17 protein-coding genes are annotated in these 19,925 nt (G+C 56.8%); 8 read left to right on the top strand and 9 right to left on the bottom strand.

All coding sequences use genetic code 11. The features are described from left to right. Positions 1–11: 11 nt before the first annotated feature. From G9X48_RS21180 to metB, 7 genes are all read right to left on the bottom strand, one after another. Positions 12–707: a fimbria/pilus periplasmic chaperone gene (locus tag G9X48_RS21180; RefSeq protein ID WP_097641708.1), complete on the bottom strand. Its 696-nt coding sequence runs from the start codon at positions 705–707 to the stop codon at positions 12–14. A 53-nt stretch (positions 708–760) separates the two neighbouring features. Then, the gene (locus tag G9X48_RS21175) at positions 761–1,318 is read right to left on the bottom strand and encodes a fimbrial protein (RefSeq protein ID WP_007853740.1); all 558 of its coding nucleotides are present in this window, start codon (positions 1,316–1,318) and stop codon (positions 761–763) included. A 625-nt stretch (positions 1,319–1,943) separates the two neighbouring features. Next, a complete protein-coding gene (mqo, locus tag G9X48_RS21170) occupies positions 1,944–3,602 on the bottom strand; it encodes a malate dehydrogenase (quinone) (RefSeq protein ID WP_012126077.1) in 1,659 nt (552 codons plus the stop codon). 273 nt (positions 3,603–3,875) lie between these two features. Next, complete coding sequence (locus G9X48_RS21165; protein ID WP_029039318.1) at positions 3,876–5,165, bottom strand: PAS domain-containing methyl-accepting chemotaxis protein; 1,290 nt, start codon at positions 5,163–5,165, stop codon at positions 3,876–3,878. Positions 5,166–5,511: 346 nt separating this feature from the next. Further along, positions 5,512–6,417 (bottom strand): methylenetetrahydrofolate reductase, encoded by a 906-nt coding sequence (gene metF / locus G9X48_RS21160; RefSeq protein ID WP_004385723.1) that lies wholly within the window; start codon positions 6,415–6,417, stop codon positions 5,512–5,514. 301 nt (positions 6,418–6,718) lie between these two features. Beyond that, complete coding sequence (locus G9X48_RS21155) at positions 6,719–9,151, bottom strand: bifunctional aspartate kinase/homoserine dehydrogenase II (RefSeq protein WP_097641707.1); 2,433 nt, start codon at positions 9,149–9,151, stop codon at positions 6,719–6,721. Between the two features lie 9 nt (positions 9,152–9,160). Continuing rightward, positions 9,161–10,315: a cystathionine gamma-synthase gene (gene metB / locus G9X48_RS21150; RefSeq protein WP_007892472.1), complete on the bottom strand. Its 1,155-nt coding sequence runs from the start codon at positions 10,313–10,315 to the stop codon at positions 9,161–9,163. Between the two features lie 280 nt (positions 10,316–10,595). On the opposite strand from metB, the gene metJ reads away from it, so the two are divergent. Then, the gene (metJ, locus tag G9X48_RS21145) at positions 10,596–10,913 is read left to right on the top strand and encodes a met regulon transcriptional regulator MetJ (RefSeq protein WP_004385727.1); all 318 of its coding nucleotides are present in this window, start codon (positions 10,596–10,598) and stop codon (positions 10,911–10,913) included. A gap of 92 nt (positions 10,914–11,005) precedes the next feature. Here metJ and rpmE read toward each other — a convergent pair whose 3' ends face one another. After that, positions 11,006–11,218 carry a 50S ribosomal protein L31 gene (gene rpmE, locus G9X48_RS21140; RefSeq protein ID WP_004385728.1) on the bottom strand — a complete coding sequence of 71 codons (213 nt, stop codon included), beginning with the start codon at positions 11,216–11,218 and terminating at the stop codon, positions 11,006–11,008. Positions 11,219–11,421: 203 nt separating this feature from the next. Here rpmE and priA point away from each other — a divergent pair, with 203 nt between their 5' ends. The 7 genes from priA to rraA all read left to right on the top strand — a co-directional run bounded on the left by priA (position 11,422) and on the right by rraA (position 19,580). After that, a complete protein-coding gene (gene priA / locus G9X48_RS21135; protein ID WP_087600925.1) occupies positions 11,422–13,617 on the top strand; it encodes a primosomal protein N' in 2,196 nt (731 codons plus the stop codon). A 157-nt stretch (positions 13,618–13,774) separates the two neighbouring features. Next, positions 13,775–14,809: a DNA-binding transcriptional regulator CytR gene (gene cytR, locus G9X48_RS21130; protein ID WP_007872118.1), complete on the top strand. Its 1,035-nt coding sequence runs from the start codon at positions 13,775–13,777 to the stop codon at positions 14,807–14,809. Positions 14,810–14,895: 86 nt separating this feature from the next. Continuing rightward, a complete protein-coding gene (ftsN, locus tag G9X48_RS21125) occupies positions 14,896–15,933 on the top strand; it encodes a cell division protein FtsN (protein WP_004385731.1) in 1,038 nt (345 codons plus the stop codon). Positions 15,934–16,024: 91 nt separating this feature from the next. Continuing rightward, positions 16,025–16,555, top strand: a complete 531-nt coding sequence (gene hslV / locus G9X48_RS21120) for an ATP-dependent protease subunit HslV (protein ID WP_004385732.1) — start codon at positions 16,025–16,027, stop codon at positions 16,553–16,555. A gap of 9 nt (positions 16,556–16,564) precedes the next feature. Continuing rightward, the gene (gene hslU, locus G9X48_RS21115) at positions 16,565–17,896 is read left to right on the top strand and encodes an HslU--HslV peptidase ATPase subunit (RefSeq protein ID WP_004385733.1); all 1,332 of its coding nucleotides are present in this window, start codon (positions 16,565–16,567) and stop codon (positions 17,894–17,896) included. 173 nt (positions 17,897–18,069) lie between these two features. Next, positions 18,070–19,002, top strand: coding sequence for a 1,4-dihydroxy-2-naphthoate polyprenyltransferase (gene menA, locus G9X48_RS21110; protein ID WP_097641706.1), 933 nt, complete (start codon positions 18,070–18,072; stop codon positions 19,000–19,002). 92 nt (positions 19,003–19,094) lie between these two features. After that, positions 19,095–19,580 (top strand): ribonuclease E activity regulator RraA, encoded by a 486-nt coding sequence (gene rraA / locus G9X48_RS21105; protein WP_004385735.1) that lies wholly within the window; start codon positions 19,095–19,097, stop codon positions 19,578–19,580. Between the two features lie 50 nt (positions 19,581–19,630). On the opposite strand, the gene zapB is transcribed toward rraA, so the two are convergent. After that, positions 19,631–19,870 carry a septal ring assembly protein ZapB gene (gene zapB / locus G9X48_RS21100; protein WP_007779254.1) on the bottom strand — a complete coding sequence of 80 codons (240 nt, stop codon included), beginning with the start codon at positions 19,868–19,870 and terminating at the stop codon, positions 19,631–19,633. Positions 19,871–19,925: the final 55 nt, after the last annotated feature.

Below are 19,925 nucleotides of genomic sequence, written 5' to 3'. Positions count from 1 at the left end.
AGAGCGACGGCTTATTTCAGCGTCGCCTCGAATTCATTCAGCGCGCCATAATCATTAACAAAGACGCCTGCGAGTTTATTTCCCGGACTGCCAGGCAGTTTTATTGTCATGGTCGATTTCGGCGCAATCATGTCGGCATCGAGGGTTTTCCCGTTCACTGTCAGATTGACCAGGGAAATAAAATAGGGCGTGGGGTTTGCCGCTTCGATAGTCTGTCCATTGGCGCGCCAGGTGACATGGTTAACAGAGTCATTGGCATTGCCTTCAAGCCCTGCAGGGCGAAGGAATAATTTAATGCGCGAGCGAAACGCGACCTGTAAATAGTTATCGCTGAGCGTCGCTTTTTTAGCAGGAATTTCCAGCACGTTAAGCCAGTAAACCGATTCGCGATCGGCGGGCAATAATTTACCGGTAAACGTAATACGCAGCGTCTGGCCTTTATCTGGCTCAACCCGGTTAATCGGTGGGGTTAAAATAAACGGCACCTGTATGGTTTCCGGCGCGGCGTCGGCATTGCCGTTATCGATCCAGCTTTGAATCAATACGGGCGAGGTGCCTTTATTATCGAGTTTTACGCTAACCTCTGGCGCATCGCTCGGATAAATCACGCGGGTACCGGTAATAACGATACTGGCGATGGCCGCCGGGCAGGCAAACCCCATCACCAGTATGAAGAATGCGCTTTTCCAGGAAAGGGTATTCGCCATGTGATTCACTCCCTTGAAGAAATACAGGAGGGATGCCCCTCCTGTCGCATTTTTTACTTATACATCAGTGAATAAACGACGCTGCTGTTAACCTTACCGGCCGTGGTGGCGTCTTCTGCGTAATATTCCACTGCGTAAGGCAGCGTGGCGGTGCCTTCGGTGGCGTCATACGTGACAAAGGTGGTTTTGGTGGACTGGCTGGCGTCGCCCGCTTTAATCACGTCGTAGGAAGTGCTGGAGCCGTCGCGCAGCTGGAGGCTGACTTTGGTGGCATTGTCTGCACCCGTGGCGTTTTTCAGACGGCCCGTGACCGGATCGACAGACGCACCTGCTTCAAAGTAGGCCGCCACGGTTTTCAGCGTGCCCGCACAGTTAGTCAGATCCATCACAAAATTGGTGCGGCCCGCCGTTTTACCGGCCGCATCAAGCTGATTAATCCCCATGGTTGGCAGTGTAATGGTCGCATCAGAACCCTGGCCATCAACATTTACGTCGCATGAAGTTGCGGTCAGCTCTCCTTCAAAGGTAATTGTGCCGGTGGAAGCAGCCTGCGCGGTCACGGCAAATCCCATTGCCGCAGCTAAAGAAAGGCCAAGTGCTAACTTTTTCATATATCATCCTAATTACATTAAAAGTTAAGCTATTTATCAAAATAGCCGGACTATATTCACAGCCTGTGAATATAATTTTCGCCCCGAATGCGCCCTGCGTATCAGGACAAAGCTGGTGATCATCTGCTATAAAATTCCGCCCTGGACGATTAATGGATTCGTTATCATTAGAGCGTCAGGGCAATGCTAATAAGCAACGTTATTAACCGCGTTACGATGATGGTGGCATTATAAAAAGCCCACTTCCAACAACAATAGACGAACCTATAACAGGTTCGATGATTAGATACAGTCACGCTAAAAAAGATCTTTAAAAATAACGGCATGAAAAATACCGAGCCAATTTCCTAAATACCAGGAAATCACAACCCTTATTAATCATAAAAAAATAAAACACAGCAGAATTAACACTGAATGCACGGGCAATAACGCGCAAATTTAAAAATATTAACGCACCAGCAAAAGCATATTATTTTTATTCTGAATAGAAGTCAGAACGAGAAATGAGAAAATCCAGGCATAGCGGGTTAATCTTTTCGTTGTTTATCTAACAACAATCCCTAATAACATGCGCACCATAAAAAAGGAGGCCCGTGGCCTCCTTTTTTGCATTACACGCTTAGGGTTACAGCGCCATATCGTGCTGCGGGCTGGATGCCTGCGCCGGTTTGGCTTCCGGTGTGGCGGGCTTCGCATCTTTCATCTGGATAACCGGCGGTTTGGTGAGCTGCAGCGTCGCTGCCGTCTCGTCCCATACCTGCTGGGTCAGCGCCACGTTGCCGTTCAGCTTCTGACCATAGCTCGGCACGATCTCACGCAGTTTGCTCTGCCAGGCTTCAGATTTGAACTGCTCCGGGAACAGCTGCTTGATGACGTTGATAGAGATAGGGGCCGCCGTGGACGCGCCCGGAGACGCGCCAAGCAGCGCCGCCAGGGTTTTCTGCTGGTCGGTGACGATTTCGGTGCCAAGCTTCAGCACGCCGCCTTTCTCCGGATCTTTTTTGATGATCTGGACACGCTGGCCCGCCTGGATAAGCTTCCAGTCCTCTTTACGCGCCGTCGGGTAGTACTCTTTCAGCGCTTCAAAGCGGTCTTCATCGCTCAGCATGACCTGACCAATCAGGTATTTCACCAGATCGAAATTATCGAGGCCCACATCGGTCATCGGCATAAAGTTGCTGGTGGTGGTGGTGCTCAGCAGATCGAAGAACGAACCGTTTTTCAGGAATTTGGTGGAGAACGTCGCGAATGGCCCGAACAGCACCACGCGTTTGCCATCCAGGAAACGGGCGTCGAGGTGCGGCACGGACATCGGCGGCGCGCCAACGGATGCCTGACCATAGACTTTTTCGCCATGCTGGCGGGCGATTTCCGGGTTCTCAGACACCAGGAACGAGCCGCCAACCGGGAAGCCTGCGTAGTTATCCGCTTCAGGAATGCCGGTTTTTTGCAGCAGCTTCAGCGCGCCGCCGCCGGCGCCGATGAACACATATTTCGCGTCCACGGCGTGCTCTTTCCCGCTCTTCACGTCTGTTATCGTGACGTGCCAGGAGTTATCGGCGTTGCGTTTGAAATCAGTAACTTCAGAAGAGGTTTCCAGCTTGAAGTTGCTGGTTTTTTTCAGGCTGCCCACCAGCTGACGGGTGATTTCGCCGTAGTTGACGTCGGTGCCGACCGGCGTCCAGGTCGCAGCGACTTTCTGCTTCGGATCGCGGCCTTCAATAATCAGCGGTGCCCATTTTTTGATTTGCTGCTGATCGGTGGAGAACTGCATCCCCTGGAACAGCGTGGTCTGCTGCAACGCCTGGTAACGTTTGGTCAGGTACTCCACATTTTTATCGCCCCAGACAAAGCTCATGTGCGGCGTGGAGTTAATAAAGGAGTGCGGATCGTTAAGTACGCCGCGTTTCACCTGAGAAGACCAGAACTGACGAGAAATCATAAACGCTTCATTGATTTCCAGCGCTTTGGTCACGTCAATCGAACCGTCTTCACGCTCCGGCGTGTAGTTCAGCTCCATGTTCGCCGAGTGGCCGGTACCTGCGTTATTCCAGCCGTTGGAGGATTCAAGCGCCACGCCGTCCAGTTTTTCTACCATCAGCTGTTTCCAGTCTGGCTGGATTTCCTGAAGGACCGTACCGAGCGACGCGCTCATGATGCCGCCGCCAATCAGCAGGACATCGGTTTTTTCCGTGGTGTTTTCCGCATAAGCGGCTGAACTGACAAGTAAAGCAATAAGCGAGAAAGCCGGTGCGTGCTTTCTGCTGAGCGTTATTTTAGACATCACAATCAACTATCATTGAAAATTTAGCTGATTATTTTAACGCATCAATTAAACTTTTAAAATTATTAAAACAAAAAATTAACAACCGCAAAAAGCGTGCGGTTATATCAGACGTTTCGCAGAAAAATACACAAATAGCGACGAATCATTTCGTTAAAATAAACAACCGGTTCCGGTGATAAACGGAACCGAGATGTTGACGATTCGCACTGACAAAATAAGTCGTTATGCCACGACAGACATGACGGTTATGCGCGACGACGCGGGCTGGCGTTAGGCGTTAATGACTTTGCCAATCGCGTTAACGGCTTCGAGAATATTTTTAGCGTAGCCTTCAATCTCTTTGGTCAGCATCAGCGCCTCGCGCGAAATAGCCGTCGTGGACGCCACCTCTTTACCGCTGCGGCAGATAGAATCCAGCGCGCTTTTCGTCAGGTTATCGTTTTTCTCGGTGATGCGCGTTATTTTCCCGGTCGCGTCATCGATACGGTCAGCCAGTGATTTCACTTCGGTTGCGACCACAGAAAAACCTTTACCGGAATCGCCCGCGCGCGCCGCCTCCACCGAGGCGTTGAGTGACAGCAATTTGGTCTGCGTCGCTATCTGCGCAATCACCGATGACAGGTCCATAATGCTTTCCGAGTCGTTTTTCAGGTTGGTGACGATGCCGATAACCTGCTCCATATTGCTTTGGATATTCTCCATTGCCGTGACGCAGTCATCTAAGGTCTTTCTGATCTCAACCGTTTTGGTCAGCGTCTCGCGGGAGACCGCTTCCGCTCTTTCCGTCGCCTGACGCTCATCGCGGCTTTTCTGTACTTCCGCCGTCACGTCATAGGCGAATTTCACCACGCGATAAAGGCGGCCTTTATCGTCAAAAACGGGGCTGTAACTGGCGCGCAGCCAGAGTTCATGACGATGTTTAGTGACGCGGCGAAAATCCCCGGAGGCGAATTCCCCGTGGTTCAGTTTGCGCCAGAAATCGGCATACTCTGCGCTCATCGCGTAGTCGCGCTCGCAGAAGATACGGTGATGCTTGCCGATAATTTCGTTCAGCGTGTATCCGGAAGCCTTACAGAAGTTCTCGTTCGCCGAGACAATATGTCCGTCCGGCGTAAATTCAATGATTGCCATAGAGCGGTGCGCCGCCTTGAGGATGGCGTCTTTGTTCAGCGCGTCATGGATCCTTCCTGAGATATCACGCGCCAGTTTAAGAACATACTCTACGTTGTTATTTTTACCGAGGACCGGAATATAATTCGCCTCCAGCCACATTTCGCTGCCATCTTTTTTATAGCGCTGGAATTTATCGCTGAAGGTTTCGCCGCGCCCAAGCCGTTGCCAGAACTGCTTATATTCAGGGCTGGCGGCATATTCCGGCGCGCAGAACATACGATGATGCTTACCCACCAGTTCATTAAGCGAATATCCCATAGCCGCCTGGAAAGCCGGATTCGCTTCCACAATCGTGCCGTCGGGGCGGAAAAGAATAACCGCCATATGCGCTTTTATCGCTGAGAACGCCGCGTCGTTTTTTAAAATATTCGTTATCTTGCTAATCATTATTGCTGTCCAGGAAGGTTTCTTACACAGCATATCGGCAATAATGAATAAGGCATAACGTGTATTTTTATATCGCTACGATAGCTACCAGCCCTGGTATTTTTAATAATAAAAAACCAGCAATAATAATATGCAGGCTAAGCGTCATAAATAGCAGTGACGGGTTTAAAACGCCTGCCCGCAAAGGTAAAAAGCACGGTGATTTAGCTTAAGAAAAAATAACCTGTACAATGCATATTTCTCTTGTACAGGTTTATAAAAACCCTGAAATATATATTTTGTAACACTCTGGTTAGCGCCAGACAAAAAAGGAGGCTCGCGCCTCCTTGTCATCCTCGCAATAGCATTACGCTGTTTTCAGTTCCAGCGCCGGCCTTACACCCAGCGTATGGCAGATGGCGTAACTCATTTCCGCGCGGTTAAGCGTATAGAAGTGGAAATCTTTTACGCCTTCGCGGCTTAGAATCTTCACCATGTCCATCGCAATGTTAGCGCCAACCAGCTTGCGGGTTTCGGCGTCGTCATCAAGCCCGGCAAACATTTGCGACATCCAGGACGGAATGCGCACGTTGGTCATGTCGGCAAACTTTTTCGCCTGCTTAAAGTTAGAGACCGGCAGAATGCCAGGGATGATTTCCACATCGATACCTGTAGCCGCGCAGCGGTCGCGAAAGCGCAGATAGCTTTCGACATCAAAGAAGAACTGGGTGATGGCGCGGTTAGCGCCCGCGTCGATTTTACGGCGCAGATTCAGCAGATCCGCCTGCGCGCTTTTCGCCTCCGGGTGTACTTCCGGGTACGCCGCGACGGAGATATCGAAATCGGCCACCTCTTTTAACAGCGCCACCAGATCGCTGGCGTACATTTCCGGTTTGCCGCTGCCAGCAGGCAGGTCGCCGCGCAGCGCGACAATGTGGCGAATGCCGTTGTTCCAGTAGTCGCGCGCGATGGTACGCAGCTCATCAGGCGTCGCGTCGACGCAGGTGAGGTGCGGCGCGGCTTCAAGGCCGGTGCGGTCTTTAATGCCTTTGATGATGCTGTGGGTGCGGTCGCGCTCGCCAGAGTTAGCGCCGTAGGTGACCGACACAAATTTCGGCTTCAGGCTGCTTAAGCGATCGATAGAGGACCAGAGGGTCTGCTCCATTTCACTGGTGCGCGGCGGGAAAAACTCAAAGGAGACGTTAATCTGTCCCTGCACTTCTGCGAGGCTCTGATTCAGGGCCTCCCGCTGGTTGGCGTGAAAAAAGCTCATACCTTACCTCATCAATCGCTGTGTCGTGGTCGCGTGTGTTGACTTCTATACGTTTAGACGTCCAGATGTAAAAATGACGGAAAAGCCGGATGGCGTCAACAGGTAAATCATCACTTGATGTGAGTATTTTTCAGCGAAGTTGAAAAAGCTTCATGACGGGGAAATGCGCAAAGGTTGTACAGCGGAAGAAAGGCATGGGGTGTTATCTGGCATGGCGGGTGCGCTGCGCTTACCCACCCTACACAACAAAACGTATGAGTTAGGTAGGGTGGGTAAGCGCAGCGCACCCACCACAATAAAATCAGAGCAACTGCGCCAGCCGGTTAAGATCCGACTGAATCGCCCCGGCGGTCACGTCGCGCCCGGCACCGGGCCCGCGGATAACTAACGGGTTATCGCGATACCAGCGGCTTTCAATGGCGAACACGTTATCGCACGGCAGCAATGACGCCAGCGGATGCTCTGGACGCACCGCCTCGACGCCGACGCGCGCCTTGCCGTTGGCGTCAAAGCGCGCCACATAACGCAGCACCAGGCCCAGCTCGCGCGCCGCCTCAAGACGTTGCACCATCTGCTCGTTCAGCGCGTCGCCATATTCAAAGAAGTGATCCACCGAGCCCTCTTCGCACCCGGCCGGCACCAGCGACTCCACGCGCACCTGATCGGGCTCGATATCGTAGCCCGCCTCGCGCGCCAGGATAACTAACTTGCGCATCACATCCTTACCGGAGAGATCCACGCGCGGATCTGGCTCCGTCAGCCCCTGCTGCCACGCCTGGTCCACCAGCTCGGTAAACGGCACTGTCCCGTCGAACTGCAAAAACAGCCATGACAGCGTGCCGGAGAAAATCCCGCTGATGGAGAGAATCGAATCACCGCTGTCGCGCAGATCGCGCACCGTGTGGTTGACCGGCAGCCCGGCGCCAACGGTCGCGTTATAGAGCCAGTGACGGCCCGTTTTCGCAAACGCGTCGCGGATCTGGCGGTAGTTCTGGCTGTTACTCGCGCCCGCCAGTTTATTGGCGCTGATGACGTGGAAACCGTAGCTGGCGAAATCGAGATACTGGTCCGCCAGATCCTGGCTTGCGGTTACGTCCAGCACCACTAAATCGTCATACGGGTGCGCGCGCATCCACAGGAACAATGACTCTTCATCCTGCTCCACCGCTTCATCATTGAAGAACGCCAGCGCTCGGCTCGCGTCAAGACCGTCGTAATTGAGCAGGCTGCGGCGGCTGTCCACCACGCCCGCCAGCACAAACTCAAGGCCGGTGCGGGCAGAGAGCGTCTCCTGCTCGCGTGCGAACAGTTCAAGCCAGCGCGAGCCGATATTCCCTTTGCCGAACAGCATCAGCCCGATACGTTTTTCCGCGCGGAACAGCGACTGGTGCAGCCCCTGGATCAGGCTCTCCGTCGGGCCGGTACGCAGCACCGCCACCAGGCTAATGGCCTCTTCCGACTGCCAGATAAACTCTACCGGCTGATCTTTGAGTTGCTGCCAGAAACGGTGGCTGTGCAACGGGTTGCGACACACGCCCGCCCCTACCAGCGCCACGAGCGCCAGCCCTTCACGCAGGCGCAGCTCGCCCGGCAGCGCGGCGTCTTCCAGCAGTTTGAGCGCGCTGCCAACCACTTCTGAGGTATAGCAGAGTTGCAGCAGGCGGCGGTCGGGATGCACGCCGACCGACAGCGGACGCAGCTGTGCGCGTCTTAAGAGCGCATCAACCTCTTTATGCGCCAGTTTGAAATCCTGGTGCGACGGCACTTCGAATTCGATAAGGCAAACGTCGTCATGGCTGGTGACGATACGTGCGCCAGTGCCGGAGGCCAGCACGCGCTCAATGCGCGTGGAACCCTGCTCTGGGCTGTAGCTGCAACGCAGCTGTAAATCGATATCGCTGCCGGAAACCGGCTGCAACGTGCGGGCGTGCAGCACAGGCGCGGCCAGACGCGCCAGCTCGCTCGCTTCGTCAAGGCGCAGCAGCGGCAGCAGGCAGGCATCTTTGACTTTGCGCGGGTCGGCGCTGTAAACGCCCGCCACGTCGCTCCAGATGGTGACGCGCGAGACACCCGCTAGCGCACCGATTTGCGTCGCTGAATAGTCGGAGCCGTTACGGCCGAGCAGCACGGTTTCGCCCGCGTCGTTACGGCAGATAAACCCGGTGACGACTAAACGTTTATTCGGGTGCTGCACCAGCAACTGCTGCAACAGCGGGAAAGAAAGGCCTTCGTTTACCTGCGGCTGCGCGGCGCGCTCTGCACGCAGGAAATCACGCGCGTCGAGCCAGGCGGCGTCGATCCCCTGCTGATTGAGCACGGCGGCCATGAGGCGCGCGGACCATATTTCGCCGTGGCCGACCACTTCCGCGTAAACCGCGTCGGTGATGGTGCCGTCCAGCAGCGCGGCCAGGCGCTCAAGATCGTGAATAAATTCGCTGATAAGCCCGTCGGCAACCGCGGCAGGCAGCAGCCCGGCGATAAGCTCGCTCTGATAACGGCGCAGCGCCTGTTGCACCTGATGCGCGGAGAGACGATCGCTCTGGCTTAACTTCAGCCAGCTAATCAGCTGGTTGGTCGTGCTGCCCGCCGCGGACACCACCATCATATCCCCGGCGCGGGAATAGTCGGCCATGATACCCGCCACGCGCAGGTAACATTTCACGTCGGCGAGACTGCTGCCGCCAAATTTGTGCAGCTGACGACCGTTCGTCCCTGCAGGCGCTGTAACACTCATGCTTACCCCTTAGCCCGCCGCCTGGAATGCTTTTTCCAGGTCGGCAATTAAATCTTCGCTATCTTCAATACCGGTCGAAATACGTAGCAGCGTCTCGGAGATGCCCGCCGCGGCGCGCGCTTCCGGTGCCATGCCCGCGTGGGTCATCGTCGCGGCGTGAGAAATCAGGCTCTCCACGCCGCCCAGCGATTCTGCCAGCGTGAACAGCTCCAGCGCGCCGAGGAAACGGCGCAGCGTCTGTTCGTCGCCATCCAGTTCAAAACTCAGCATCGCGCCGAAGCCCTTTTGCTGACGTGCGGCTATCTCATGCCCCGCATTCTCCGGCAGCGACGGATGATACAACTTTTTCACCCGCGGCTGCTGCTTAAGGAAATCGACAATCGCGCTGGCGTTACGCTGTGCCACTTCCATACGCGGGCTCAATGTACGCAGGCCGCGCAGCAGCAGGTAGCTGTCGAACGCGCCGCCGGTCACACCGATGTTATTGGCCCACCAGGCAAGCTCGGTAACGGTGTCAGGATCTTTTGCAATCACCACGCCCGCCACCACATCGGAGTGCCCGTTGAGGTATTTGGTGCAGGAGTGCAGAACCAGATCGGCCCCCAGCGCCAGCGGATTCTGCAGAGCCGGACTCAGGAACGTATTATCCACCACACTTATGGCTCCGGCCGCGCGCGAAAGTTCGCAAATTTTCGCAATATCCACCACGCGCAACAAGGGATTGCTCGGGCTTTCCACCAGCACCAGTTTCGGTTGTTCGGCAAGCGCCGCTTTCAGCGCCGCCTCATCACCCTGATCGACAAATTTGACGCGATAACAGCCGCGTTTCGCGAGGCTGTCAAAAAGGCGATAACTACCGCCGTAGCAGTCGTGCGGGGCCACCAGCAGATCGCCGGGCTTCAGGAAAACGGTCGTCACCAGATGGATTGCCGACATGCCGGTGTTAGTCAGCACGGCACCCGCGCCGCCTTCCAGCTCCGCCAGCGCGCGCTGAACCACATCGCGCGTCGGGTTGCCGCGACGGGAGTAGTCATGCGCGCGCGGCTCATTAAAACCGGTGAAGTTGTAGGTGCTGGAGAGGTGAATCGGCGGAACGACGCAGCCGTACTGCTCGTCGTCATTGAGCCCGCTGCGCACTGCGATGGTGGCCTGTTTACGCGTCATGAGGAGTCGTTTCCTGGCATTATCGGAGAAAAGTGAGGGACAGAGTAAACATTGCCAATATAGACGTCAATACATCTGGACATCTAAACTTCTTTGCGTATAGATTGAGCAAAACAGGATTAGCCGTTAAAATTATGTGTTTTATAGGGTAGTGATGCAGCATCGGTACGGAAGTCACGGTATTATTCTACGCTGCTGAACAACAGACTATCGGGTTAAGACCGTGAGACCTATCCGGTTTTAATCTTTTTCTAATGACTGAGAGGATTAAAGGTATCTCATGGCTGAATGGAACGGCGAATATATCAGCCCCTACGCTGAGCACGGCAAGAAGAGTGAACAGGTCAAAAAAATTACGGTTTCCATTCCTCTGAAGGTGTTAAAAATCCTCACCGATGAACGCACCCGTCGTCAGGTGAATAACCTGCGCCATGCCACTAACAGCGAGCTGCTGTGCGAGGCTTTCCTTCACGCCTTTACCGGCCAGCCCTTGCCGGACGACGATGACCTGCGCAAAGAGCGCAGCGATGAGATCCCCGAAGAGGCCAAGGTAATCATGCGTGAAATGGGTATCGACCCGGATACCTGGGAATACTGATTCGCATCAACGACAAAGGCGCCCACAGGCGCCTTTGTTTTATGCTCGGGAGCAACAAAAAAGGCGCCGTCTGGCGCCTTTTTTCGGGAAACTTATTTGCTGCCCGGGATGCTGAAGCGTTTGTTGAAACGCTCAACACGACCACCGGTATCAACAACACGCTGTTTACCAGTGAAGAACGGGTGGCAGTTGCCGCACACGTCCAGGTTCAGGTCGTGGCCAACGGTGGAGCGAGTTTTGATCACGTTACCGCAAGAGCAGGTAGCGGTGATTTCAACATATTTCGGGTGAATATCTTTTTTCATGGGAAACCTCAGTTAAGGCCGCGTCGCTCTTCCAGCCCTTACGCCAGACACCACGCGATGTTGATAAAGTCGGTTTGATACTTTTAAAGGGCATCAAAGGCGGCGAATCATACAGAAAATAACCGCCTCATGCAAACTGATCCGCAAATTTATGAACACACAGTGTACACTATCACGCTACTTTTATCAGCCCGGATGCCTTCATGCCTGTCGCCCGCGTCGCTCTGCCCGTTCCGCTTGCCCGCACCTTTGACTATCTGCTGCCCGATGCCATGACGGCGGCGGCAGGCTGTCGCGTGCGCGTGCCGTTCGGTCGCCAGCAGCGCGTCGGTGTGGTCGTGGCGGTAGGCGATGAGAGCGAGCTGCCGCTTGATGAGCTGAAAAGCGTGGTGGAGGTGCTGGACAGCGAATCGCTCTACCCGCCTGTGCTCTGGCGTATGCTGCTGTGGGCGGCCGATTATTATCATCACCCGATTGGCGAAGTGCTGTTCCACGCGCTGCCGGTACTGTTGCGCCAGGGCAAACCCGCAAGCCATGCGCCGCTCTGGTACTGGTTCGCCACCGAAGAGGGCCAGGCGGTCGATCTCAACAGCCTGAAGCGTTCGCCAAAGCAGCAGCAGGCGCTGGCGGCGCTGCGCCAGGGCAGACTCTGGCGGCATGAAGTGGCGCAGATGGCGTTTAATGACGCCGCGCTGCAGGCGCTGCGCGCCAAAGGGCTGTGCGAACTGGGCAGCGAGCTGCCGCCGGTCGCCGACTGGCGCGGTCAGTTTTCGGTATCCGGCGACAGGCTGCGGCTTAACACCGAGCAGGCGACGGCGGTCGGTGCCATTCGCGGCGAAGCCGATAACTTCTGCGCCTGGCTGCTGGCGGGCGTGACCGGCTCCGGCAAAACCGAAGTCTATTTAAGCGTGCTCGAAAACACGCTCGCGCAGGGCAAACAGGCGCTGGTGCTGGTGCCGGAAATCGGCCTGACACCCCAGACCATCGCCCGCTTTCGCGAGCGTTTCAACGCGCCCGTCGAAGTGCTGCACTCGGCGCTCAACGACAGCGAACGGCTGGCGGCCTGGCTGAAAGCCAAAAGCGGCGAGGCGGCGATTGTCATCGGCACGCGCTCGGCGCTGTTCACGCCCTTTAAAAATCTCGGCGTGATTGTTATCGATGAAGAGCACGACAGCTCTTATAAACAGCAGGAAGGCTGGCGCTATCACGCGCGCGATCTGGCAGTCTACCGGGCGCACAGCGAGCAGATCCCGATTATCTTAGGCTCCGCGACGCCCGCCCTCGAAACGCTGCACAACGTGCGCCAGCGTAAATACCGCGTGCTGAAGCTGACGCACCGGGCGGGCAACGCGCGCCCGGCGCAGCAGCACGTGCTGGATCTGAAAGGCCAGCCGCTCCAAGCGGGCCTTGCGCCTGCGCTGGTCGCCCGGATGCGCCAGCATTTGCAGGCGGATAATCAGGTCATTCTGTTTCTTAACCGCCGTGGCTTCGCGCCCGCGCTGCTCTGCCACGACTGTGGCTGGATAGCCGAATGCCCCCGCTGCGATCACTACTACACGCTGCATCAGTCCCAGCATCAGCTACGCTGCCACCACTGTGACAGCCAGCGCCCCGTGCCGCGCCAGTGCCCGCAGTGCGGCTCCACGCATCTGGTGCCGGTAGGGCTTGGCACCGAACAGCTGGAACAGAGCCTGGCGCCGCTGTTCCCCGGCGTGCCGCTGTCGCGTATCGACCGCGACACCACCAGCCGCAAAGGCGCGCTTGAAGAGCAACTGGCGGAAGTTCACCGTGGCGGCGCGCGTATTCTTATCGGCACCCAGATGCTCGCCAAAGGCCATCACTTCCCGGATGTGACGCTGGTGGCGCTGCTGGATGTCGACGGCGCGCTGTTCTGCGCCGATTTCCGCTCGGCGGAGCGTTTTGCCCAGCTCTACACGCAGGTGGCGGGCCGCGCCGGACGCGCAGGGAAACAGGGCGAAGTGGTTCTCCAGACGCACCACCCGGAACATCCTTTATTGCAGACGCTGCTGCATCAGGGTTATGACGCCTTTGCCGATCAGGCGCTCGCCGAACGCGGCAGCGTCTCGCTTCCGCCCTACAGCAGCCATATTTTGATCCGCGCGGAAGATCACCATAACCAGGACGCTCCCGCGTTTCTCCAGCAACTGCGCAATCTGCTCCAGGCAAGCCCGCTTGCGGATCAGAAACTCTGGCTGCTCGGCCCGGTGCCTGCGCTGCAGCCCAAACGCGGCGGACGCTATCGCTGGCAGTTGCTGCTGCAACACCCGTCTCGTTTGCAGCTCCAGCGTATTGTCTCCGGCAGCCTGCCGCTGATAGGTACGCTGCCCGCCGCGCGTAAAGTGAAGTGGACGCTCGACGTCGACCCGACCGAAGGCTGAACCGCGCCCCGCTTCTGCGAAACGGATCGTAAAATTTAATATCCGTCACATCTCCGATGTAATTTTTGTAACCGACACGCCTAATATCTGATAAGAATGTGAGGCGTGTCAGATTACAGGACGAGTCTGCGCCCGCGGACCGCTACGAGGAGATGAAGTGAAGTCCAGAAAGCAGGTTGCTGCCGCAACCATGAAAGATGTCGCCGTTCGTGCCAGGGTTTCAACGGCGACGGTATCCCGTGCGTTAATGAATCCCGAGAAAGTCTCACAGGCCACCCGCAACCGTGTGGAGCAGGCCGCCATTGACGTGGGTTATCTGCCCGGTTCGCTCAACCGCAACCTGAAGCGCAACGAATCGCGCACCATTCTGGTGATTGTCCCGGACATCTGCGATCCGTTTTTCAGCGAAATCATTCGCGGCATAGAAGTCACCGCGGCGGACCAGGGCTATCTGGTGCTGATTGGCGACTGCGCGCACCAGAATCAGCAGGAAAAAACCTTCATCGACCTCATCATCACCAAACAGATAGACGGCATGCTGCTGCTGGGCTCGCGCCTGCCGTTTGACGCCAGCAAAGAAGAGCAGCGCAATCTGCCACCCATGGTCATGGCGAACGAATTCGCGCCGGAACTGGAGCTGCCGACGGTGCATATCGACAACCTCACCGCCGCGTTCAACGCCGTCAATTATTTGCATGAACTGGGGCATCAGCGGATCGCCTGTATCGCCGGGCCGGAAGAGATGCCGCTGTGTCATTACCGTCTGCAGGGCTACGTTCAGGCGCTGCGCCGCAGCGGTATGACGGTCGATCCGCACTATATCGCCCGCGGCGATTTTACCTATGAAGCGGGCGCGAACGCGCTGGAACAGTTGCTAAGCCTGCCGCAACCGCCGACGGCGATTTTCTGCCACAGCGACGTGATGGCGCTTGGCGCGTTGTCGATGGCGAAACGCCGCGGCTTTCGCGTGCCTGACGATCTCTCCATTATTGGCTTTGATAACATTGCGTTAGCCGAGTTTTGCGATCCGCCGCTCACCACCGTGGCGCAGCCGCGTTTTGATATTGGTCGGGAGGCGATGCTGCTGTTGCTCAGCCAGCTCAACGGACACACCGTCAGCAGCGGCTCGCGTCTGCTGGACTGCGAACTGGTGCTGCGCGGCACCACGCGCGCGCCGAAGCCGCGAAATTAACCGCCTTTAAGACTCCTTATCTGGTCAAAGGCCCGTCCCTTAAGTAACATGGCGGGCTGTTAACGAATGGATACAGCGAAACGATAGTGGCACAACGAGATTATGTACGCCGCGGACAGCCGACGCCCGCGCGGCGCAAGAAAACTAACACCCGCAAAAAGCAACGTAACCTGCCTGCTGTTTCACCGGCGATGGTCGCTATCGCAGCGGCGGCGCTGGTCGCCTTTATTGGCGGTCTGTACTTTATTACGCATCATAAAAAAGAAGAGTCGGAAACCCTGCCGGGCCATAAAGTCACCGGCAACGGTCTGCCGCCCAAGCCCGAAGAGCGCTGGCGCTATATCAAAGAGCTGGAAAGCCGCCAGCCAGGCGTGCTGAAGCCGACCGAGCCATCCGCGGGTGGCGAAATCATGAATCAGGATCAGCTGACCGACGAACAGCGTCAGTTGCTCGACCAGATGCAGGCAGATATGCGTCGTCAGCCGACGCAGCTTAGCGAAGTGCCGTGGAACGAACAGACCCCGGCGCAGCGCCAGCAGACGCTGCAACGCCAGAAGCAGCTTCAGCAACAGCAGCAGATGCAGCAGTGGAATAACACCGCGCAGCAGCCGGTACGCACCGCGCCGCGTGTGGAAACGCCGCGCACGGAAGCCCCGCGCACAGAAACGCGATATCAGCAGCCGCAGACCCGCACCGTGCAGACGCAGCAGCCCGCGCGTACCACCACGCAGCCTGCTCAACCGCCGCGCCAGCAGCAGACAACCAACGCGCCGTATCAGGATCTGCTCCAGACGCCGCCGCATACCACGCAGCGTGAAACCGCCCAGAGCAAGCCCGCGCAAACCGCGCCGGTAACGCGCGAGACGGAAGCCGCGAAGCCCGCCGAGAAGAAAGACGAGCGCCGCTGGATGGTGCAGTGCGGTTCGTTTAAAGGCACAGAGCAGGCCGAAACCGTGCGCGCGCAGCTGGCGTTTGAAGGGTTCGACTCACGCATTACGTCCAACAATGGCTGGAACCGTGTGGTCATTGGCCCTATCAAAGGCAAAGACAACGCCGACGGCACGCTCAACCGCCTGAAGATGGCGGGTCACTCAAACTGCATTCGTCTCGCCTCCGGGGGTTGAAACCCCCGAAACATCCCCCATCTATAATTGCATTCTGCCCTGCATCACTCGCAGGGCGCTGTCTTCAGCTTATGCAATAAGGGGTTTGCTCGTGACAACAATAGTAAGTGTGCGCCGCAACGGCCAGGTAGTGATCGGTGGCGACGGCCAGGCCACCCTGGGCAACACCGTAATGAAAGGCAACGTGAAAAAAGTCCGCCGTCTGTATAACGATAAAGTTATCGCGGGCTTCGCGGGCGGCACCGCCGACGCCTTTACCCTCTTCGAACTCTTCGAACGTAAACTCGAAATGCACCAGGGCCATCTGGTGAAAGCCGCCGTGGAACTGGCGAAAGACTGGCGTACCGACCGTATGCTGCGCCGCCTCGAAGCGCTGCTGGCGGTGGCCGACGAAAACGCCTCGCTGATTATTACCGGCAACGGTGACGTCGTGCAGCCGGAAAACGATCTGATCGCCATTGGCTCCGGCGGGCCTTACGCGCAGGCTGCGGCACGCGCGCTGCTGGAAAACACCGAGCTTGGCGCTCGTGACATCGTCGAGAAGTCGCTGGGGATTGCAGGCGATATCTGCATCTACACCAACCACTTCCTCACCATCGAAGAATTGAACTCCAAAGCGTAAGGACCTCACATGTCTGAAATGACCCCACGCGAGATTGTCAGCGAACTCGACAAACACATTATCGGCCAGGACGCGGCGAAGCGTTCTGTTGCTATCGCGCTGCGTAACCGCTGGCGCCGTATGCAGCTTAACGAAGAGCTGCGTCATGAAGTGACCCCGAAAAACATCCTGATGATTGGCCCGACCGGCGTCGGTAAAACCGAAATCGCCCGTCGTCTGGCGAAACTCGCCAACGCGCCGTTCATCAAAGTGGAAGCGACGAAATTCACCGAAGTCGGTTATGTCGGTAAAGAAGTGGATTCCATCATCCGCGATCTGACCGATTCCGCCATTAAAATGGTGCGCATGCAGTCGATTGAGAAAAACCGCTACCGCGCCGAAGAGATGGCCGAAGAGCGCATTCTCGACGTGCTGATCCCGCCGGCTAAAAACAACTGGGGCCAGCCGGAGCAGCAGCAAGAGCCGTCCGCGGCGCGTCAGGCGTTTCGCAAAAAACTGCGTGAAGGCGAGCTCGACGACAAAGAGATTGAAATCAATCTGGCCGCGGCGCCGATGGGCGTCGAAATTATGGCGCCTCCGGGCATGGAAGAGATGACCAGCCAGCTGCAGTCTATGTTCCAGAACCTGGGCGGCCAGAAGCAAAAACCGCGCAAGCTGAAAATCAAAGACGCGATGAAACTGCTGGTGGAAGAAGAAGCCGCCAAACTGGTGAACCCGGAAGAGCTGAAAGAGCAGGCTATCGAAGCCGTTGAGCAGCACGGCATCGTGTTTATCGACGAGATCGATAAAATCTGTAAGCGCGGTAATGTCTCCGGCCCGGACGTTTCCCGCGAAGGTGTACAGCGCGACCTGCTGCCGCTGGTGGAAGGCTGCACCGTCTCCACCAAACACGGCATGGTGAAAACCGACCACATCCTGTTTATCGCCTCCGGCGCGTTCCAGGTGGCGAGCCCATCCGATCTGATCCCTGAACTGCAGGGTCGTCTGCCGATCCGCGTTGAGCTGCAGGCGCTGACCGCGGAAGATTTCGAGCGCATCCTGACCGAGCCGAACGCTTCTGTCACCGTGCAGTACAAAGCGCTGATGGAAACCGAAGGCGTGCATATTGAATTCACCGACGACGGCATTAAGCGCATCGCGCAGGCGGCGTGGCAGGTGAATGAAACCACGGAAAACATCGGCGCGCGCCGTCTGCATACGGTGCTTGAGCGTCTGATGGAAGATATCTCCTATGACGCGAGCGATCTGGGCGGCCAGACGATTACTATCGACGCGGATTATGTGAGCAAACACCTGGATGCGCTGGTCGCAGATGAAGATCTGAGCCGTTTTATCTTATAATCGCGCTCAACGCATTTTCATCACTTTTGGTGAGGGCTTTTGCCCGCCGATGTGAGGTGCGGTAAGGCGGTCAGTCTGTTCCCGGCGTTTGCGCCGGGTTATGCAGACGACGCCAGCCATCCGCAGCTTCGTCAGGCAGGCAAGCCCTCATTTTTATTGGCTCAGATCCGCTTATGAATACATCGACACACGCAGTAAATCGCACTCAGGCCTGGCTTGAAAGCCTGCGGCCACGCACGCTGCCGCTGGCGTTTTCCGCCATTCTCGTCGGCAGCGCGCTCGCCAGCTGGCAGGGCTATTTCGATCCCGTGATTACGCTGCTGGCGCTGCTGACCGCCGGGCTGCTGCAAATTCTCTCTAACCTTGCCAACGATTATGGCGACGCCGTCAAAGGCAGCGATCAGCCGGACCGCCTCGGCCCGCTGCGCGGCATGCAGAAAGGCGCGATAACCGCACCGCAGATGAAGCGCGCCATTCAGCTCACCGTGGCGCTGATTTGCATCTCCGGGCTGGCGCTGGTTTATGTCGCCTGTCACAGCATGGCCGATGTGCTCGGGTTCCTGGCGCTTGGCGCGCTCTCTATCCTCGCCGCCATTACCTACACCGTCGGCACGCGTCCTTACGGTTATATGGGGCTTGGCGATGTCTCGGTGCTGATTTTCTTCGGCTGGCTGAGCGTGCTCGGCAGCTGGTATCTCCAGGCCCATACGCTGATTGCGCCGGTCTGGCTGCCTGCGACCGCCTGCGGATTGCTGGCGGCGGCAGTGCTTAATATCAACAACCTGCGCGATATCGACAGCGATCGCCGCAACGGCAAAAACACGCTGGCGGTGCGCCTCGGCCCCGTCGTCGCCCGCCGTTACCACGTGGCACTGCTGGCGGGCGCGCTGGTCTGCCTCGCGGCGTTTAATCTTCTGTGGCTGCACAGCCTGTGGGGCTGGCTGTTCCTGCTCTCTAGCCCGCTGCTGGCGCGTCAGGCGCGCTTTGTGCTGCGCGAAACCGAGCCTGCCGCGATGCGCCCAATGCTTGAGCGCACCGTGAAAGCGGCGCTGCTGGTTAATCTGCTGTTTATCATCGGGCTTATCGTCAGCCAGCAGCTGCGTTAACTGACCCGCATCAATTAACAATTGATGATTTTGCCAACAGCGCGCGTTAAGCGATATACTGACAGTTCTTGCAGCAACTGAACGTTAAACCTATGAAATACGATACTTCTGAGCTTTGTGACATCTACCAAGAAGAGGTCAACGTTGTGGAGCCTCTGTTCTCCAACTTCGGCGGTCGCTCTTCTTTTGGCGGGCAAATCATCACGGTGAAATGTTTCGAGGACAACGGGTTGCTGTATGAGCTGCTCGAAGAAAATGGCCGCGGACGCGTTTTACTGGTAGATGGCGGCGGTTCGGTACGCCGTGCCCTGATCGATGCGGAACTGGCGCGCCTTGCGGTGCAGAATGAATGGGAAGGGCTTGTCGTCTACGGCGCGGTGCGTCAGGTGGACGATCTGGCGGAGCTGGATGTCGGCATCCAGGCGCTGGCGGCGATCCCGGTGGGTGCTGCGGGCGAAGGCATCGGCGAAAGCGACGTGCGCGTCAATTTCGGCGGGGTGACCTTCTTCTCCGGCGATCATCTTTACGCTGACAATACCGGTATTATCCTTTCTGAAGATCCGCTGGATATCGAGTAACAAAAACGGGCGCCCTGAGCGCCCGTTCTTTTTGGTTCAAAGTGCGGTAATCACACTTCTTCCATTTTTCCCAGCAGCGCCTGCAGGCGTTCCTGCCAGACATGCTGCTGTTCGCGCAGCTGGTGGTTTTCATGCTCCAGCGCTTCGCGGCTGCCCTGGGCGTTCTGAACTTCCTGAGCAAGTTGATTGTTCTTGTCTTTCAGCTCTTCGATTTCCATCTGCAGCAGGGTGATAGTATCAACAGCCTGCTGAACTTTGGCTTCCAGTTTCTCAAACACTTCAAATGACATCGTCCTACCTCTCCTGAATTGCAAGGCGTTGATGGATAACTATCCTCGTCCCGGT

It is taken from the genome of Cronobacter sp. HA18006 (genome assembly GCF_011605445.1).
Classification (GTDB): Bacteria; Pseudomonadota; Gammaproteobacteria; order Enterobacterales; family Enterobacteriaceae; genus Cronobacter; species Cronobacter sakazakii.
This window is presented reverse-complemented; position numbering and strand designations above follow the sequence as displayed.

Excerpts from the sequence above, each read along its gene's own strand:
- hslU (WP_004385733.1), top strand. The coding sequence starts at position 16,565 with ATGTCTGAAATGACCCCACGCGAGATTGTCAGCGAACTCGACAAACAC.
- zapB (WP_007779254.1), bottom strand. The coding sequence starts at position 19,870 with ATGTCATTTGAAGTGTTTGAGAAACTGGAAGCCAAAGTTCAGCAGGCT.
- mqo (WP_012126077.1), bottom strand. The coding sequence starts at position 3,602 with ATGTCTAAAATAACGCTCAGCAGAAAGCACGCACCGGCTTTCTCGCTT.
- G9X48_RS21155 (WP_097641707.1), bottom strand. The coding sequence starts at position 9,151 with ATGAGTGTTACAGCGCCTGCAGGGACGAACGGTCGTCAGCTGCACAAA.
- G9X48_RS21175 (WP_007853740.1), bottom strand. The coding sequence starts at position 1,318 with ATGAAAAAGTTAGCACTTGGCCTTTCTTTAGCTGCGGCAATGGGATTT.
- metB (WP_007892472.1), bottom strand. The coding sequence starts at position 10,315 with ATGACGCGTAAACAGGCCACCATCGCAGTGCGCAGCGGGCTCAATGAC.
- rraA (WP_004385735.1), top strand. The coding sequence starts at position 19,095 with ATGAAATACGATACTTCTGAGCTTTGTGACATCTACCAAGAAGAGGTC.
- G9X48_RS21165 (WP_029039318.1), bottom strand. The coding sequence starts at position 5,165 with ATGATTAGCAAGATAACGAATATTTTAAAAAACGACGCGGCGTTCTCA.
- metJ (WP_004385727.1), top strand. The coding sequence starts at position 10,596 with ATGGCTGAATGGAACGGCGAATATATCAGCCCCTACGCTGAGCACGGC.
- rpmE (WP_004385728.1), bottom strand. The coding sequence starts at position 11,218 with ATGAAAAAAGATATTCACCCGAAATATGTTGAAATCACCGCTACCTGC.
- menA (WP_097641706.1), top strand. The coding sequence starts at position 18,070 with ATGAATACATCGACACACGCAGTAAATCGCACTCAGGCCTGGCTTGAA.
- G9X48_RS21180 (WP_097641708.1), bottom strand. The coding sequence starts at position 707 with ATGGCGAATACCCTTTCCTGGAAAAGCGCATTCTTCATACTGGTGATG.
- priA (WP_087600925.1), top strand. The coding sequence starts at position 11,422 with ATGCCTGTCGCCCGCGTCGCTCTGCCCGTTCCGCTTGCCCGCACCTTT.
- metF (WP_004385723.1), bottom strand. The coding sequence starts at position 6,417 with ATGAGCTTTTTTCACGCCAACCAGCGGGAGGCCCTGAATCAGAGCCTC.